Origin of the sequence: Psychrobacter sp. AntiMn-1 (assembly GCF_001854065.1) — a bacterium.
Classification (GTDB): domain Bacteria; phylum Pseudomonadota; class Gammaproteobacteria; order Pseudomonadales; family Moraxellaceae; genus Psychrobacter; species Psychrobacter pacificensis.
Map to the genome: position 1 here is coordinate 20511 of NZ_CP012969.1, position 15650 is coordinate 36160.

At 44.5% G+C, this 15650-nt stretch carries 11 protein-coding genes and 1 tRNA gene; 2 read left to right on the forward strand and 10 right to left on the reverse strand.

What is annotated here, in order from left to right; genetic code table 11:
• Positions 1-115: 115 nt before the first annotated feature.
• From AOT82_RS00085 to AOT82_RS00120, 9 genes are all read right to left on the reverse strand, one after another.
• A tRNA-Cys gene (locus AOT82_RS00085) sits at positions 116-189 on the reverse strand.
• A 177-nt stretch (positions 190-366) separates the two neighbouring features.
• On the reverse strand, positions 367-501 hold the full coding sequence (locus AOT82_RS13990) for a putative transporter small subunit (protein WP_208855952.1): 135 nt from the start codon (positions 499-501) through the stop codon (positions 367-369).
• A 94-nt stretch (positions 502-595) separates the two neighbouring features.
• Complete coding sequence (locus AOT82_RS00090; RefSeq protein WP_071001260.1) at positions 596-2263, reverse strand: sodium:solute symporter family protein; 1668 nt, start codon at positions 2261-2263, stop codon at positions 596-598.
• A gap of 911 nt (positions 2264-3174) precedes the next feature.
• A complete protein-coding gene (locus AOT82_RS00095; RefSeq protein WP_071003567.1) occupies positions 3175-4137 on the reverse strand; it encodes a formate dehydrogenase accessory sulfurtransferase FdhD in 963 nt (320 codons plus the stop codon).
• Positions 4138-4227: 90 nt separating this feature from the next.
• On the reverse strand, positions 4228-6558 hold the full coding sequence (locus AOT82_RS00100; RefSeq protein ID WP_071001261.1) for an FdhF/YdeP family oxidoreductase: 2331 nt from the start codon (positions 6556-6558) through the stop codon (positions 4228-4230).
• A gap of 190 nt (positions 6559-6748) precedes the next feature.
• Positions 6749-7543: an ABC transporter ATP-binding protein gene (locus AOT82_RS00105; RefSeq protein ID WP_071001262.1), complete on the reverse strand. Its 795-nt coding sequence runs from the start codon at positions 7541-7543 to the stop codon at positions 6749-6751.
• 64 nt (positions 7544-7607) lie between these two features.
• Positions 7608-8507 carry an ABC transporter permease gene (locus tag AOT82_RS00110; protein WP_071001263.1) on the reverse strand — a complete coding sequence of 300 codons (900 nt, stop codon included), beginning with the start codon at positions 8505-8507 and terminating at the stop codon, positions 7608-7610.
• Between the two features lie 442 nt (positions 8508-8949).
• A complete protein-coding gene (locus tag AOT82_RS00115; RefSeq protein WP_071001264.1) occupies positions 8950-9981 on the reverse strand; it encodes an ABC transporter substrate-binding protein in 1032 nt (343 codons plus the stop codon).
• Between the two features lie 133 nt (positions 9982-10114).
• The gene (locus AOT82_RS00120) at positions 10115-11179 is read right to left on the reverse strand and encodes an ABC transporter substrate-binding protein (RefSeq protein WP_071001265.1); all 1065 of its coding nucleotides are present in this window, start codon (positions 11177-11179) and stop codon (positions 10115-10117) included.
• A gap of 293 nt (positions 11180-11472) precedes the next feature.
• On the opposite strand from AOT82_RS00120, the gene AOT82_RS00125 reads away from it, so the two are divergent.
• Together AOT82_RS00125 and AOT82_RS00130 are read left to right on the forward strand one after the other, a co-directional pair.
• Positions 11473-12174 carry an IS1 family transposase gene (locus AOT82_RS00125; RefSeq protein WP_071001266.1) on the forward strand — a complete coding sequence of 234 codons (702 nt, stop codon included), beginning with the start codon at positions 11473-11475 and terminating at the stop codon, positions 12172-12174.
• A 539-nt stretch (positions 12175-12713) separates the two neighbouring features.
• The gene (locus AOT82_RS00130; RefSeq protein ID WP_071001267.1) at positions 12714-13124 is read left to right on the forward strand and encodes a hypothetical protein; all 411 of its coding nucleotides are present in this window, start codon (positions 12714-12716) and stop codon (positions 13122-13124) included.
• Between the two features lie 107 nt (positions 13125-13231).
• Here the strand turns inward: AOT82_RS00130 and metG are convergent, their stop codons facing one another.
• The gene (gene metG, locus AOT82_RS00135) at positions 13232-15331 is read right to left on the reverse strand and encodes a methionine--tRNA ligase (protein WP_167669380.1); all 2100 of its coding nucleotides are present in this window, start codon (positions 15329-15331) and stop codon (positions 13232-13234) included.
• Positions 15332-15650 lie beyond the last annotated feature (319 nt).

Below are 15650 nucleotides of genomic sequence, written 5' to 3' on the forward strand. Positions count from 1 at the left end.
GTTATCTAACATGTAAACTAGCTGATAGACTGTCTAGTTACTAGATAAGTGGTCGCTATTATAATCAGTTGAGATAATAATGCAAGCCAAAATTAACGTAAAGTTAATAAATAATTGGAGGCTGGAGTCGGAATCGAACCGGCGTTAACGGAGTTGCAGTCCGCTGCATGACCACTCTGCCATCCAGCCAATCAAGGTGGACTATATTAGCAAAAATAATTTAAATTACAAGTCATTTTTTGGCTAAAAATAGCTTATTTGCTCACTTGTGCTGATTTTAGTGCTTTTTTATGAGTTTTTTGCGTATTCAGGCTCATCAGCGAGCCGGACTCACTGATGAGAGTACTGATCATTGAGTGTGTACTTTTATAATATCTCTTCGTTATTACGTTTGGCTCGTTTGATATCGCGATAAGTCGCGGTACAAATCAATACCAGCACGCCGAGCGTAATGGCTGGCCAAATTAAAATATATAAGCCGTAGATAAAGACGTTGTCCATGATATCTCCTTATAGTATTTATGAAGGGTTGCCTGTGCAGCGGGTCACATATTGACCAACTGCCAAACCCGCAAGCGGTGCTCGCTACCTGTGTTTATGAAAGCTCAGAGGTCGATGCCTTGGCTTTTTTATCATAATTGCCGACACGTTGATTGATTAAAGCAAAATCGAAGTGTTCATCACCCATGAGGCTAACGATGATACAAACGATGGTGCTGGCACCATAGGCCGTTAGTGAGGCCAGTAGTACCATGTACTGATGTAAAAAGCCTGTGGCAAAAATGAGCATCAGTACCAGCGTGATCGCTGCCGCTACCATGCCGATTTTACGACCCAAAAAGCCAAAGACCATCAGCCCAATCACGACTGCGGCGCCCACACTGGCCAGTATTTCAAAGAAAAGGGCCGTAAAGCCTGTCATCGGTAGCAGCTCAAAGCGTACCACACAGAATAGCAGTAGGCCGATGATGACCGCCGAGGTAAAGGCGGCATTGGTCACGCGGTTCCAAAACACACTGGCGATGACCGGAAAAACAATCGCGCCCCACAGCGCCCCTACAAAGACCAACATCACCAAGATATCTAGCTTAAAGCTGGCAAAGATCAGTCCAGCAGCGGTGGCGATAATCATCGTGCTACGACCAACGAGCATCATCGTTTTAGGCTTGACGCGGCCTTTGGCAATGTTTTTGCCATACACATCCGCCATCATAATGGTCGATAAGGCCGACAAATCTGAGTCGGCTGTCGATGACAATGAGCCAATGACCAAGATAAAGAATAAGGCGATAAATACAGGGTGCAAGTAAGTGCTGACCATCTGTGGTATGAGGTTGTTCATATTGCCATCTAGTGGCTCGATACCGATGGTCAAAGCCATCAATCCGATCATACCAAGACCGATGACGATACCAGCATAGCCGACCGTGGCGGTAATAAAGGTCTGTTTAATCTTAGTCTTATCGATCGCAAACAAGCGCTGCGTGATGGTTTGGTTACCAATCGCATAAGCAAGTACAGCGACAAAATAGGGCGCTCCTTGCTGAAAAAACGCTTCGGATGAAAAGAAATCCTGCTGTTCAAGCGTGAGGTTAGCGAGGCCATCGACCATGACTTGTGGCCCACCCATCGCAAACAGTACCGCTGGAATAATGACAATACCGATGGCCATCAAAGCGACCAATTGCGCAAAGTCTGTAAAGACGGAAGCACGAAACCCTGAGGTTAGGGTGTAGCTTAGCACCCCGATACCTGCAATCATGACCCCCGTCTGAAACGATAATGGCGATAATACCGATACCAACGCCCCAGCTGCAGTAAAGTTGACCATCAAGCTAATTAAGCTGCCCATAAGGTTGGATATGGCTAAAATTAATTGGCTTGATGAGCCATGGCGGGCGTGGATAAGCTCACCTAAGGTATGACCATCGGGTGCAAGCTCACGAAAGCGCATACCAAAAGGATAAATGAATAAGATCATCAGCGCGCCCCAAAAGCCGTAATGTATCGGCCCTGATACGCCATACTTGTAGCCAGAGGTCGCCGCCGCATAAAACGATGCCGCCCAAATCCAAGTAGCGGTCATACTAGCAGCACCCATGCCAAAGCCGACGCCATGGCCTGCCACCATAAATCCTGAAGTGGTTTCTTTGTCTTTTTTGATCAGCAATGACAACAAATACGTGCCGCCATAAAACGCTAACAACAATAAAATAATGGTTAACGATGAAAATTGGAACAGTGACTCAGTTTTCAAATTCATACCTCGCGATTATTTTACATAAATAAAAGTTTAATAGTATAACTTTATCCAAAACTGTTAAGAATACAATAAAGCCCATAAAAGTTTTATGTAGAGGCATCACACAGTGCTAACAGTTAGCCGTCATAAAAAGCAGTCAGCGCCGACCCAAATGCCGCGCGCTGGCGCACTTGGTGTTTTAAGGGTAGATCCTGCAACCTGTAAATGACAACTGCCCATTGACATCATGCCGGTTACTCACTGTTGTACGTCATTTGAAAAAATCACATGCAACAGTGAGCCACATTTCACAAAAATCGCAGGGAGTCATCAGCATGCGTCTGTTGATGGATAGTCCATCACGCTGTCAAGTGGTCATACTTGATAATAGCTGGCTGCTATAGAGCGCTGACAAGGCAGGTATCTACAGCAAAATTATGAATAAGCACTCAGCCATCTGCTGATGACGGTGCTAAGTGTAGACAGCTTTATCGGCTAATATTATGTATAGCCGGCTGAAATACACCCAAGCATGAGCGAATTTTTGCCCATGATTAGGTAATTGACGCATTACCTGTAGTTAAGTATCAAACACGCTACAGCCCTGATGCGTTGCACCATAGGCTAAGTATTTATAAATAAAACTACAGCTATGTTAACTATGTGTAACATACTCGTGCGCTAAGAGTACCCTATTCTGCCGTGAAGCTCAAATCTATCGGTCAGTTATCTGTCATAAATGACCAAAAGGCAGAGGCAGATCTCAAGAAAAATGGCATTCACAAATGGGGTTTATGGAAAGGTGTTTGTGAGGGTATCAATAAGGCTAACATATTGAATGGTGGCAGTATTAAATGATCAATGTGAGGGTATCAAAGTAAACGAATCGATGATAACGACAGGATTTAGAAAATGTGGTTAGGCAATACTCATCAAATGCCAGTGTAGTAGGTGACTCTATTGTCACGCAAAAACCCAGCCAGTCCCAAACCATAGCGCTGGGCGACCCGTACGGCCGTACTGGTGGGCGCAGACATGCCAACGAGCCAAGGGATACGCCCCCGAATCGATTTTTGTACCAACTCAATCGATAATCGTGAGGTCATGAGTACGCAATCAACCTCTACTTTTTGTCGCAGTTGCCAACCGATTAATTTGTCGAGTGCATTGTGACGGCCTACGTCCTCAAACAAGTACAACTGCTGATTGTATATCGTCGCTGCTGCATGCACAGCTCCTGTCAGTTGGTGTGTATGCTGTGTGGCATCTACTTGCTGACGTAGTACTAATAGATACTCAAGGCTTGGCACGGTTGCCTTAGAACCATGTATGTTTGCTTGTGAGTAGTGGCTCAAGTCGGGCAATGCCTGTGTCAGCCCCGTGATGCCGCACATACCGCAGCCTGTACGCCCTGCCAGTTGGCGCTTTTGGGCTTGGATGCGCTGATGGCAGCGTTGGTTTAGCACCAGCTCTACGATATAGATATCATAATCTTGAAATTGCTCTAAGCGTTGCTCAATGGAGGCGAATTCAAGATCCCCATCGTTTAAGGATTGAGCAAACTTTTGGTAGCTGGCAATATCTGTAAGATGTGTCACTTCCCAATCAAGTAATTCATGACTGTGCTGAATCAAGCCCTCGCTAAATAAGAACCCAACAGCCAAATACTCTAGTTGGTAAGGGCTGGCCATCAGTACCGCATAATGAATCCCATTAATAACGATTGATACCGCTGCCTCTACTGCCAAACTGGTGGTTTGAGACTCAATACAGCTTTGAGGTATATCGGCTCCATGAGCCTTGTCCGATGGATAATGATGCTTCTGCGCTAAATGTTTGCGAGCGAGCATTGTCTCGGCTGCGCTATTATCATTATCCTCAGATATCTCAGTCATAATCACTCTAGTTTCAGTTGTCTCTGCCATCATAGCCATTTTGCTAGAGGACTCACTTTGCTCAAAATTACTTTCAGTGATCATTACCACTTATACAGGTTCGGCTGTCTGAACACTTGTATTCACACGCTCTAAGATCACGGTCGTCGATTTGTATGCTGGGATATGAGAGTCTGGCGCATGGGTATCCAAATCAAACAGGTCGTTACATTCAGGATAATAGGCGGCGACGGCATTGGCGGCGATATCCATCTCAGTCAATATGAGAGGCCCTAGTACGCGCGGCTTGTTTTTATGCGCTGTGTGGCTTGAGCTGCTGGCGTGCCGCGATACCATCACCTGATCTCCTTTTTGCCAGCCTAGGCGGCTGATTTCATCTGGATGCATGAATAGCACATCTCGGCGGTTGGTCTGGCGATAGCGGTCTTTGAATCCAAATATCATCGTATTGAACTGGTCATGACTACGAACGCTGGTCAGTTGCCAAACCTTTTGCGTTGTGTCCTCATGATCAATGTCATGTGTGTCCGCCATTTGGGCTGCAACGTACGTAATGGAGTAATGCGGTACTTCAAACTGAGCTTTGCCACTCTCGGTATTCCATACACGATGGCGCGCTGCATGATACAAATGAAACCCGCGCTCATTGGTACGAATGCGCTGATTGAAGTTTTCAAAACCGTTAATAGCTTGGGCGATATAGTCTCGAATGAGATCAAAATCTTCGCTCATTGCAAGCCAAGGAATAGAGGAGTCAGCACCAAGTACATGTGTCGCAAGCTCCGCTATAATCTTTGCCTCAGACTTTAAGTTATCACTCACAGGTTTAAGCTTACCTTGGGTTGGAACTATCTGACACATTGAATCTTCAATCGTTGCAAACTGCTCACCTTTTGTTGTCAGGATACGCTCAGTACGACCCAGACAAGGCAGAATGACGTTGTTTGCTCCTGGGTATAGCATGGTTTCATTGAGCTTGGTACCGACAAATACATTGAGCTGAGTGGTGGTTAATGCTTGTTGAATAGCGCTCGTATCAGGGGCTGCCACAGCATAATTACCGCCCATACCCATAAACACTTTTAAGTCACCTTCGATAAGCGCTTTGGCGCCTGTGACGACATCATAGCCATGCTCTTTTGGCATAGGACGCTCAAAGACGCGCTCTAGACTGTCCAGTAAGGTTTTACTCGGGCGTTCATGGATACCCATGGTACGATCGCCCTGAACATTGGAGTGACCACGAACAGGGGAGGCGCCCGCACCATCAATACCAATCATACCCATCAATAATAATAGATTGGTAATCATCGCAACATTGTCATCGCCTTGCACATGCTGGGTGATACCCATGCCCCAAGTACAAATGGTCGCTGAACTATCAGCAACTAGCTTAGCGAGATTGACAATATCTATTTGAGGAATACCGCAGCCAAGCGTGATGTCTTCCCAAGTTTGCGCTGTTAGCCATTGTTTTAGCGGTTCAAAACCTGCGGTATGAGTAGTGATAAAGTCATGGTTGATTCTATCATTTTCAATCAGCCATTTAGCAATGCCCGTCAATAGCGCGGTATCACCGCCGATTTGAATTTGAATGACATCATCGACCATATCATCACTTTGACCTGCGGCCATATGCATTGGTTTTTGCGGATTTCTAAATCTACTCAAGCCTTGCTCGCGCATCGGATTAATCGAGATGATTCGGCATCCTTGCTCATGTGCATGGGCAAGCATCTCCAGCATTCGTGGATGGTTAGTCGCTGGGTTTTGCCCAAACATCAATATCAGTTTGGCTTGCTCAAAATCCTCTAGCATGACTGTCGCTTTGCCGACGCCTAGCTGTTTACCGAGCATCACTGAGGTCGGCTCATGGCACATGTTCGAGCAGTCAGGCAGGTTGTTGGTGCCAAAGCTGCGAACAAACAGCTGATACATAAAGGCCGGCTCGTTGGTCACGCGCCCTGAGGTATAAAATAGTGCTTCATTGGGTGAATCAAGCTTTCCAAGCTGCTCAGTGATTAAGCCATAAGCCGCTTCCCAAGGAATAGGGACGTAGCGATCTTGCGCGGCATCATAGTACATCGGTTCTGACAAACGCCCGCTATGCTCAAGTTCGTAGCCAGACCATCTTTGTAACTCGGTCACGGTATGCCTTGCAAAAAATTGTGCATCTGCCTTTTTCGTCATGGTTTCGCTGGCGATGACTTTGATGCCGTTTTCGCAGACGTCGATGCGCTTATGTGACTTATGGTCTGGCCACGCGCAGCCTGGGCAGTCAAATCCGCCTTGAGGTTGATTGCTTTTTAGGACGCTGACACTACCGCGTAAAAAGGTTTGATAATCCATCAGTTTGCGTGTCGAGGAGATCAGCGCAGGCCAACCTGCAGCAGGGTGGGAGTAAACAGGAATTTTGCGCATGACAGACCTCATCGATAAATGGCGGCATAATGGTGGTATCTCATCACTATATAATGCCCGCTGTACCGTGTGTAGCAGTAGTAACCATAGATAACAAAAAACCTTCAAGAAACATCAATTTTCTTGAAGGTTTTAGAAGCAATTAGAAACAGTAATGTCTGCTTTTTGAGAGTCAATAAGTTGAGACAGTCTAGCTCAAAATTAAGCTATCGTCTTCAACCTTTTCGCCGCGTGTTTGCTCGAACATATCTAACAAATCGTGTACGGTCATGCCGCGACGAATGTCTCCAGACACGTCCAAGACCACTTGCCCTTGGTGTAGCATCACGGTGCGCGTACCATGTGCCAATGCTTGTTGCATAGAGTGGGTCACCATCATGGTGGTGAGCTTATTGTCTGTGACAATTTTATCTGTCAATTCTAAAACAAAGGCGGCAGTTTTTGGATCAAGGGCAGCAGTATGCTCATCGAGCAATAAAATCTTAGAGGGCTGTAGCGATGCCATCAGCAGGCTCACCGCTTGACGTTGACCACCAGAGAGTAGACCCATACGGTCTGTCAGGCGATTTTCTAGTCCCAGTTTTAACACAGACAGTTTTTCACGGAACAAGTCACGGTTGTTTTGATTTAGTGCAAACTTCAAACCGCGCTTGCCGCCACGTTTATAGGCCAAGGCCATGTTTTCTTCAATGGTCAGCGCTTCACAAGTACCTGCCATCGGATCCTGAAAAACACGCGCGACCCAGTGTGCACGTTGATGGGCGGATTTTTTGGTGACATCAATGCCATTTAGCAGGATTGAACCACTATCGACGCGCGTGGTACCGCTGACTGCGTTCAAAAAAGTCGATTTACCTGCACCATTGGTACCAATAACAGTGACGAACTCACCATCAGCGATATTCAAACTAATACCACGTAGGGCAGGGTTTTCGATAGGTGTGCCTGGATTAAAGGTCAACTGTAAATCGGTGGCTTGCATCATAATCGTTATTCCTTATTATCTCTTCGGGCAAAGCAAGTGCTGTTGGTACTTGCTTAAACTGTCATTAGGCGCGAACTTTGCGTGATAAAAACTTCGTTTTCGCTTTTGGTAAGACCAACGCCAATACCACGAGTAATGCTGTGATTAAGTTCAAATCTTGCGGGCCAAAGCCGATACTACGCAGCGTATCGCTCGATAGTGCGACCTGAATAAACAGCTTGTACAATACTGCACCGACCACAACCGCAAAGGTAATTAACCAAATACGCTTGGCAGGAATGATGGTCTCACCAATGATGACTGCTGCTAGACCGATGACGATGGTGCCGATACCAATAGAAATATCAGCGCCGCCTTGGGTCTGGACAAATAGCGCACCTGCCAAGGCAATCAAGCCGTTAGAGATCGCCATACCGATGATGGTCATCCATGAGGTATTAATACCTTGCGCTTGTGCCATTCTCAAGTTTGAGCCAGTAGCACGCATTGATAAACCAGTTTCGGTACTATAAAACCAGTTTAAAAATAACATGGCAATCGCCACGACCACACCGATAATCAGACAGCGCATCCAATAACCATTGCCATTAGTCACTAAGGTACTAAATACCGTCGTTTCACCAAGTAGCGGTAGGTTTGGGGCGCCCATGATGCGTAGGTTGACAGAATATAGGGCAACCATCACTAAGATACTGGCAAGCAATTGTAGGATGCCAAGTTTGACATGCAGCCATGCAGTAACGATACCAGCGATTGAGCCTGCTAGCATACCAAAAGCACAGGCGAGCCACGGATTGACACCCGCAACGATAGAGATGCCAGCGACCGCGCCGCCCAGCGGAAAGCTACCGTCAGCCGTCAAGTCAGGAAAGTCAAGCGTACGAAATGAGATCAGCACACCAAGTGCGACGAGGCCATAGATCAGACCACTTTCAAGCGCACCAAAAAAAGCAATTAAAGACATAAGAGATCAGTAAGTCATAACTCAGTGTCTAGCGTATGGAACCAAGATAAGTGAGTGGCAAGCGCCAAAACCCTCTAAATGCTAAACAGCTAAGCGGTGAATTTAACAGATTAAGCAATCTGCGGTTAGGGTAAACCAAAACAGGTCACGATTAACAACGTTCATAAGTTACCTTGGTTTAAAGCGCTGATTCAAGCAACGGCAATATCCAATACAGCAAAAATGTATTTTACTTAACAAGTATCAGATAAGCCATAAGCTAACTACAGCAATATATGAAACAAGCTATTTAAACAGGTTCTGCTGAAACAAGAAGCCCAGCCTACTGACTCATAGCTGGGTTTCTTGTCAAACATTTAGCATGACAGCACAAAAGCGCAATCACTGATTCATATTATGATTTTGCTCATGGCTGCTATGGTAAGCCAAATACAAAGGTGCGTTATTCTACCACTTCTTTTGCTTTATCGATAACTGCTTGTGACAAAGTAATGCCTTCTTCTTCAGCATGTTTTGGGCTGACATACAGGTTAAGCGCTTGTGGGGTGTAAACAGGGATAGCGCCTGCTTTTTCACCATTCAAGATACGAACAACGATCTTACCCGTTTCACGGCCAAGCTCATAATAATCTACGCCTAATGCTGCAACCGCACCGCGCTCAACTGAGCTGGTATCTGAGGCGATCAGTGGAATCTTGCTTTCTTTGGCGATTTGATAGAGTGACTCGTAAGCGGATACCACGTTATTGTCTGTTGAGGTGTAGATCATATCGACCTTACCTTCTAGGCTACGTGCTGCCATTGCGATGTCATTACTACGCTGTGCTGGTGCTTCAAGCACGTTAATGCCTTGAGGGGTCAATTTCTCTTTTAGATTTTGTAAGATAATCGTTGAGTTGACTTCACCTGGACTATAGACATAACCGACATTTTTTAGTTCAGGAATGACTTGGCGCATCAATTCAATTTGCGGCTCATATGGTAGGGCATCTGAGGCTCCTGTCACGTTGGTGCCAGAGCCGTCCAAACTTGGCACCAGCTTGGCAGCGACTGGATCAGTCACCGCAGAGAATACCAGTGGAATGCTGCTCGTTGAGGCGGCCACAGACTGTGCAGATGGGGTAGCAATCGCTACGATCACATCTGGATCATCAGCGACGAACTGTTTGGCAATCTGACCGGCTGTCGCAGTGTTACCTTGTGCGCTTTGGAAGTTGACCGTTAGGTTTTCACCATCTTTGAATCCTGCTTCGTTTAACTCATCGATCACGCCTTTGCGTACATCATCAAGTGCTGGATGCTCAACGATAGCAGTGATAGCAACAGTTTTCATTTCGGTGGCAGTATCGCCAGTAGCCGCAGTATCAGTCGTGCTAGTATCTTGGGCTGATTGATTACAACCCGTTAAGATAGCAGTGCATACACCGCCTAGTAGTAACGCTTTGCCAAAATTAAAACGATTTTGATACAACATGGTTCTGACTCCTAAAAGTAATAATGTGTCCGTACATTATTTAATAGATGGGTAAAAGGGTAAAGCGAGCCACTTATGATGGCTACAGGGTATTTTTCAGTATTACTATTCAGCACTATTTATTTTATTCGTGCTATTTGTTATCAGTGCTTTGCGCTTGTTCATCAACATTGATGCCATTTTTTAGCAACTCTGCTGGCAAACTAACGCCTTGCGTTTTGGCATGCTTAGGGCTGATATATAAGGTTAGATCGTTCATGACGGCAGGTTCAATGTTATTGATCGCCTCGCCATTTAATACGCGATATACCATTTTGCCAGTGGTACGACCAAAGTCATAATCATTAACGCCAAGAGCAGCTGCCGCGCCGCGCTTCACGCTAAACTCATCAGACGCGACAATAGGGAGTTTCAACTCGTTTGCTGCTTGAGTCATGGCCTCAAAAGCAGAGGCGACGTTGTTGTCAAATGAGGTATAGATGATATCTGCGCGTCCTTGCAAGCTACGGGTTGCCATGCCGATATCGGTTGGACGATTGGCAGGGATATCTAACAATGTCAGATCTCGTGCTGGTAGCGCTTGTTTTAGGCTATCACGCAATGACACTGAGTTTGCTTCGCCTGGGCTGTAAACGTAGCCGATCGTTTTCATCTCAGGCTTTATTTGTTGTAGTAAATCTAACTGCGGCTCTAGAGGTAGCTGACTCGATAATCCTGTCAAATTGCTTTGAAAAGGCTTGCCATCTTCATTGATAAGCTTAGCGCCTAGTGGGTCTGATACGGCCGTATAAATGATAGGAATAGTAGTGGTAGCCGCGACAATCGACTGGGCCGATGGCGTCGAGATAGCGACGATGGCGTCCGGATTGTCTCCTGCAAACTGCTTAGCAATCTGTCCTGCTGTCGCTGTATTGCCCTGTGCACTTTGGAAGTTGACCGTTAGGTTTTGGCCTTCGACATAACCATTGTCTGCCAGCTCATCAATAATACCGCGGCGCATGTCATCCAATGATGGATGCTCAACGATTTGGGTAATCGCAATAGATTTGGCAGGTTTTTCTGCATCTGCAGCAGAGCTATTTTCAGTAGTGGCGGCTGTGTCAGTAGAGGAGTTCGAGCAGCCTATCAGGCCAAGTGTGCTAATGGCACTAAGAGCAACGCCATATAGGCTTAAGCGTAGAGTAGAAGCAATAGTCATTATTAGGATAACTCATAGGTTATATCAATCATAAAAACCAAGCGAGGACTGTCAGATTGATCAAGCCTACTAATAGCAATGCTCAAAGAATCTGTTTGGTTCTCTTTGGTTCTAAAAAAGATATTGGAGAATGCAGATTAGCCGAGTCAATACTACGTCTACGTCAACATAGCAGGCTAACCATTAATTAAAGTAATCGTTCCGTCGATTATTATGTTCATATTATGACAGCAGGTGGTGGTTCAAAAAGTAGGCTGAAAAAAAACAGGCTGAGAAATTGATAAAATAGTGAAATGCAAATCACACTATACATCAAATGCCCAGCCTGTCTAAGTGACAGTATAAAGAAAAATGGCTTCAAAAGCTATGGTAAACAAAACTATAAATGCAAAGACTGCAAACGGCAGTTTATTGGCGACCATGCCTTAACGTACCAAGGCTGTCACTCCCAAAAAGATAGCAAAATACGCCATCTTATGGTTCGAGGCAGTGGCATAAAAGACATCGCTTGCGTTGAAAAAATTAGCAAAGGCAAAGTACTAGCCACCCTAAAAAAGTGTCACTACCAAATAACCCCCAAGCAAAGGCAATATGACTGTCTTGAAGTAGATGAGCTTTGGACATTCGTAGGTAAAAAGACCAACAAACAATGGCTAATTTATGCCTATCACCGTGACACAGGTGAAATTGTTGCCTATGTGTGGGGAAAACGAGACCTTAACACTGTCAAAAAGCTTAAAGCTAAGCTGAAAGCTTTAGGCGTAAGTTGTGCTAAAATCGCTAGTGATACCTGGGATAGCTTTGTTACTGGTTTTAAGGGCTTTACCCAAGTCATTGGCAAGTTTTTCACGGTCGGTATTGAAGGTAATAATTGCACTATCAGACATCGAGTAAGGCGAGCATTTAGGCGAAGTTGTAACTTTTCTAAAAAGCTGGAAAATCACTTTAAAGCCTTTGATTTAGCTTTCTTTTACATCAATCATGGGTATGTCTAATGTTAGCCTACTTTTTGAACCATCACCTGACAGCAATGTAAGTTATCGCAATAAAAAATTAAAGCGCATTCGTCATAGGCGTACTTAGTAAGACTATTAGGCATTGTCGTAACCACTGTCATAAGTGTGGTTTTGAGTATTTAACCATAAGAATTAGCCTCTTAAGGCATTGTCTTATCCAATAAACTGATAGTCAAAAAGCATACAAGCTAGCAACGCATCTATTACCAATCCACTTCATAATTAACGTAAGCTAATGTTTATATAAAAATTTTTTATATGAGAAGTAGGGTGCGTCCAAAATCCATATCATTATTATGTTGACGTGTTGAATATATAGTAAAGCCCAAATAAAACTGATATATCATCATAAACACACTCGATTAAATACTATTTTCCTTGCTTGCTGTGACTTCGTCTCCAGAGGCTGCGAAAAATAGCCTTTAATCTCGTTGTGTCATTTTTAAATTGACTTGACTATACAACGCATTCAAATATCTCATTACTATTATTCAAACGCATATTTTAAGGATAACATTATGAATACAGCTAATTTAAAGTTATTGACCATCGCTGGCATTACGGCAAGCTCATTGATTTGCCTGCCTGCTATGGCAAAAGACAATCATGGTAATGGGCACGGTCATGGAAATGGCAAGGGTAACTCTGCTCACATTAGTAAAGATTACAACCATAACAATTATCAAAATAATGGCAATGCCCACCCTAATATTAATGCGTATCGCAATGCTAGCCCTAACGCGTCATTCAAGCGTGACCTTGATAAATACGGTTATAGAGTAGTCGGCAAGATTGATAGAAGGGATTATGATCGTTCTGTTATTTTAGATCGTTATGATGACCGTTACGTACGTATCCGTACGCCAGACAATAAGATTGTGACAGTAATTAATAACACGTTGGAAATTATTGATGTTTTGAGTAGATAACAGCGCACTTTAATCTTTTAAGTCAGCCATAAAAAAACGGTCTATTTAGACCGTTTTTTTCGTTCTTTCTTTAATTATCACTTACACCACTACTTAAGTTAATATTTTTATGCGAGTACATCACCAATGACACAGTTATCAGGTAGCGTAACGACCGTTAGCTGAGTTTTTGGATCGCCTGATGACAAAATCATGCCCTCAGAGATACCAAATTTCATCTTTCGCGGGGCAAGGTTGGTCACGCAAATGACTTTCTTACCCGTCAGTTGCTCAGGCTCATAGAACTTACGAATGCCGCTAAACACGTTACGTGGCTTTTCTTCACCAACATCTAGTGTGAACTGTAGCAGCTTGTCCGCGCCTTCTACGTGATTGCACTCAAGCACTTTAGCGACTTTCATCTCAACCTTAGCAAAGTCTTCAATACCAATATAATCCGTTTGCTCGGCAACAGTATTAGCGTCTATTGCAGGTGATTTGTCTTTTGCGGCAGGCTTGTTATTTTCGGTCACAGCAGGCGCATCAGCTTGAGCTAATGATGCTTTAGAATCTTCTACCATGGCTTCAATATCTTTTTCTTCGATACGTTGCATCAGTGGCTTGAATTTATTGATTTTATGGCCTAATAACCACTCATTACGACTGGCAAAGCTTAAATCGTCAATATTCAAAAACTCTTTCGCATTTGCTGTCAGCTCAGGCAATACTGGTGCCAGATAGACCATCAACTGACGGAAAATGTTGATAGCGACCGAGCAGACGTCTTGAACTTCTTGCTCAGTGCCTTCCAATTTCGCGAGCGACCATGGTTTTTTGGCATCGATATATTCGTTGGCTTTATCCGCACACTGCATGATGAGGCGCATAGCACGTGAGAATTCACGATTCTCGTAAGCAGCAGCAATCTCATCGCCCGTTTTGGTAATGTCTTCTAATAGGCGCGGTTCAGCGCAAGTCTCAGACAGTATACCGTCGTACTTTTTAACCAAGAATCCTGCACTACGACTAGCGATATTGACCACTTTACCCACCAAGTCAGAGTTGACCTTTTGCATAAAGTCTTCTAAATCAAGGTTGATATCTTCGACTTTGTCAGACAGTTTGCTGGCGAAGTAATAACGTAAGTATTCAGGGTGTAAATGCTCAGCATACGTCTCGGCCTTGATGAAAGTGCCGCGTGACTTACTCATTTTTTCGCCATTGACCATCAAGAAGCCATGGGCAAAGACGCCCGTTGGCGTGCGCAATTCGCTACCGGCTAGCATGGCTGGCCAAAACAGTGCATGGAAATACACGATGTCTTTACCGATGAAGTGATAAACTTCGGTTTTGTGCTCGTTTTCTTGTGCCCAGTAGCGGTCAAAATCAAGCGCTTGCTCTGTTCCCGCACGCTTATCACATAGGTTTTTAAAGCTTGCCATGTAGCCAACTGGCGCATCAAGCCAGACATAAAAATATTTGTCTGGCTCATCGCTTGGGGTGTCTGGAATTTGAAAACCGAAGTAGGGCGCATCGCGCGAGATATCCCAGCTAGTAAGTCCTGCCTCAAACCATTCTTGCAATTTATTAGCCACTGAGGTTTGCAAGCGATTGTCACTGCGCGTCCAGTCCTGTAAGAACTGCTCAAACTCTGGCAAGTCAAAGAAATAATGCTTAGAAGTTTTAAGCACAGGCGTGGCATCCGATAACGTTGAGCGCGGGTTTTTCAGCTCAGTGGCATCATAAGTGGTGCCGCATACTTCGCAGTTATCACCATATTGATCTGGTGAATCGCACTCAGGGCAAGTGCCTTTGACAAAACGATCGGCTAAAAACAATTGCTTTTCAGGATCAAATAGCTGCTCGACATCTTTTGTGCTGATATGACCAGCCTCATTGAGACGACGATAAATCAGCTCAGAGAACTGTTTGTTTTCTTCTGAATGAGTGCTGTGGTAGTTATCAAAATTGATCAGGAACTTTGAAAAATCTGCTTCGTGTGAGGCTTTGACTGAGGCAATTTGCTCCTCTGGCGTGACGCCATTGGCTTCTGCTTTGAGCATGATGGCTGTACCGTGCGCGTCATCGGCACAGACATAAGTGACCTGATGGCCTTGCGCCTTCATCGCACGTACCCAGATGTCTGTCTGAATATATTCTACAAGATGCCCCAAATGGATGTCGCCATTGGCGTAGGGCAGCGCACTGGTTACTAAAATCTCACGCACTTTTATCACCTATATTTTTGTATAAATGGGTTAGTTATCGAACATCTTAAGCGGCTCATCGCTCATCGATGCGACATCGTTAATGCTAAAAACTTCTAAAAATAATAAAAAATCAAAAAGTGTGCCTATGATACCGTAATTCAGATAATTTTGTGATATTCCTTGGTAATTACTTCTCATTTGGCAAGCATTTATTAGCCATGAACGATAGGTTCACACCGCATGTTGATGGTCATAAACCAGCCATAAAAAACCCACCAAGCAGTGTGCTAAGTGGGTTTTTTATTTATCCATTATTCACTTAGATACCAGTAGTCAA

Bases quoted from the DNA above. Each gene is read 5' to 3' on its own strand.
- AOT82_RS13990 (WP_208855952.1), bottom strand. From the start codon at position 501: ATGGACAACGTCTTTATCTACGGCTTATATATTTTAATTTGGCCAGCC.
- AOT82_RS00090 (WP_071001260.1), bottom strand. From the start codon at position 2,263: ATGAATTTGAAAACTGAGTCACTGTTCCAATTTTCATCGTTAACCATT.
- AOT82_RS00095 (WP_071003567.1), bottom strand. From the start codon at position 4,137: ATGACTGAGATATCTGAGGATAATGATAATAGCGCAGCCGAGACAATG.
- AOT82_RS00100 (WP_071001261.1), bottom strand. From the start codon at position 6,558: ATGCGCAAAATTCCTGTTTACTCCCACCCTGCTGCAGGTTGGCCTGCG.
- AOT82_RS00105 (WP_071001262.1), bottom strand. From the start codon at position 7,543: ATGATGCAAGCCACCGATTTACAGTTGACCTTTAATCCAGGCACACCT.
- AOT82_RS00110 (WP_071001263.1), bottom strand. From the start codon at position 8,507: ATGTCTTTAATTGCTTTTTTTGGTGCGCTTGAAAGTGGTCTGATCTAT.
- AOT82_RS00115 (WP_071001264.1), bottom strand. From the start codon at position 9,981: ATGTTGTATCAAAATCGTTTTAATTTTGGCAAAGCGTTACTACTAGGC.
- AOT82_RS00120 (WP_071001265.1), bottom strand. From the start codon at position 11,179: ATGACTATTGCTTCTACTCTACGCTTAAGCCTATATGGCGTTGCTCTT.
- AOT82_RS00125 (WP_071001266.1), top strand. From the start codon at position 11,473: ATGCAAATCACACTATACATCAAATGCCCAGCCTGTCTAAGTGACAGT.
- AOT82_RS00130 (WP_071001267.1), top strand. From the start codon at position 12,714: ATGAATACAGCTAATTTAAAGTTATTGACCATCGCTGGCATTACGGCA.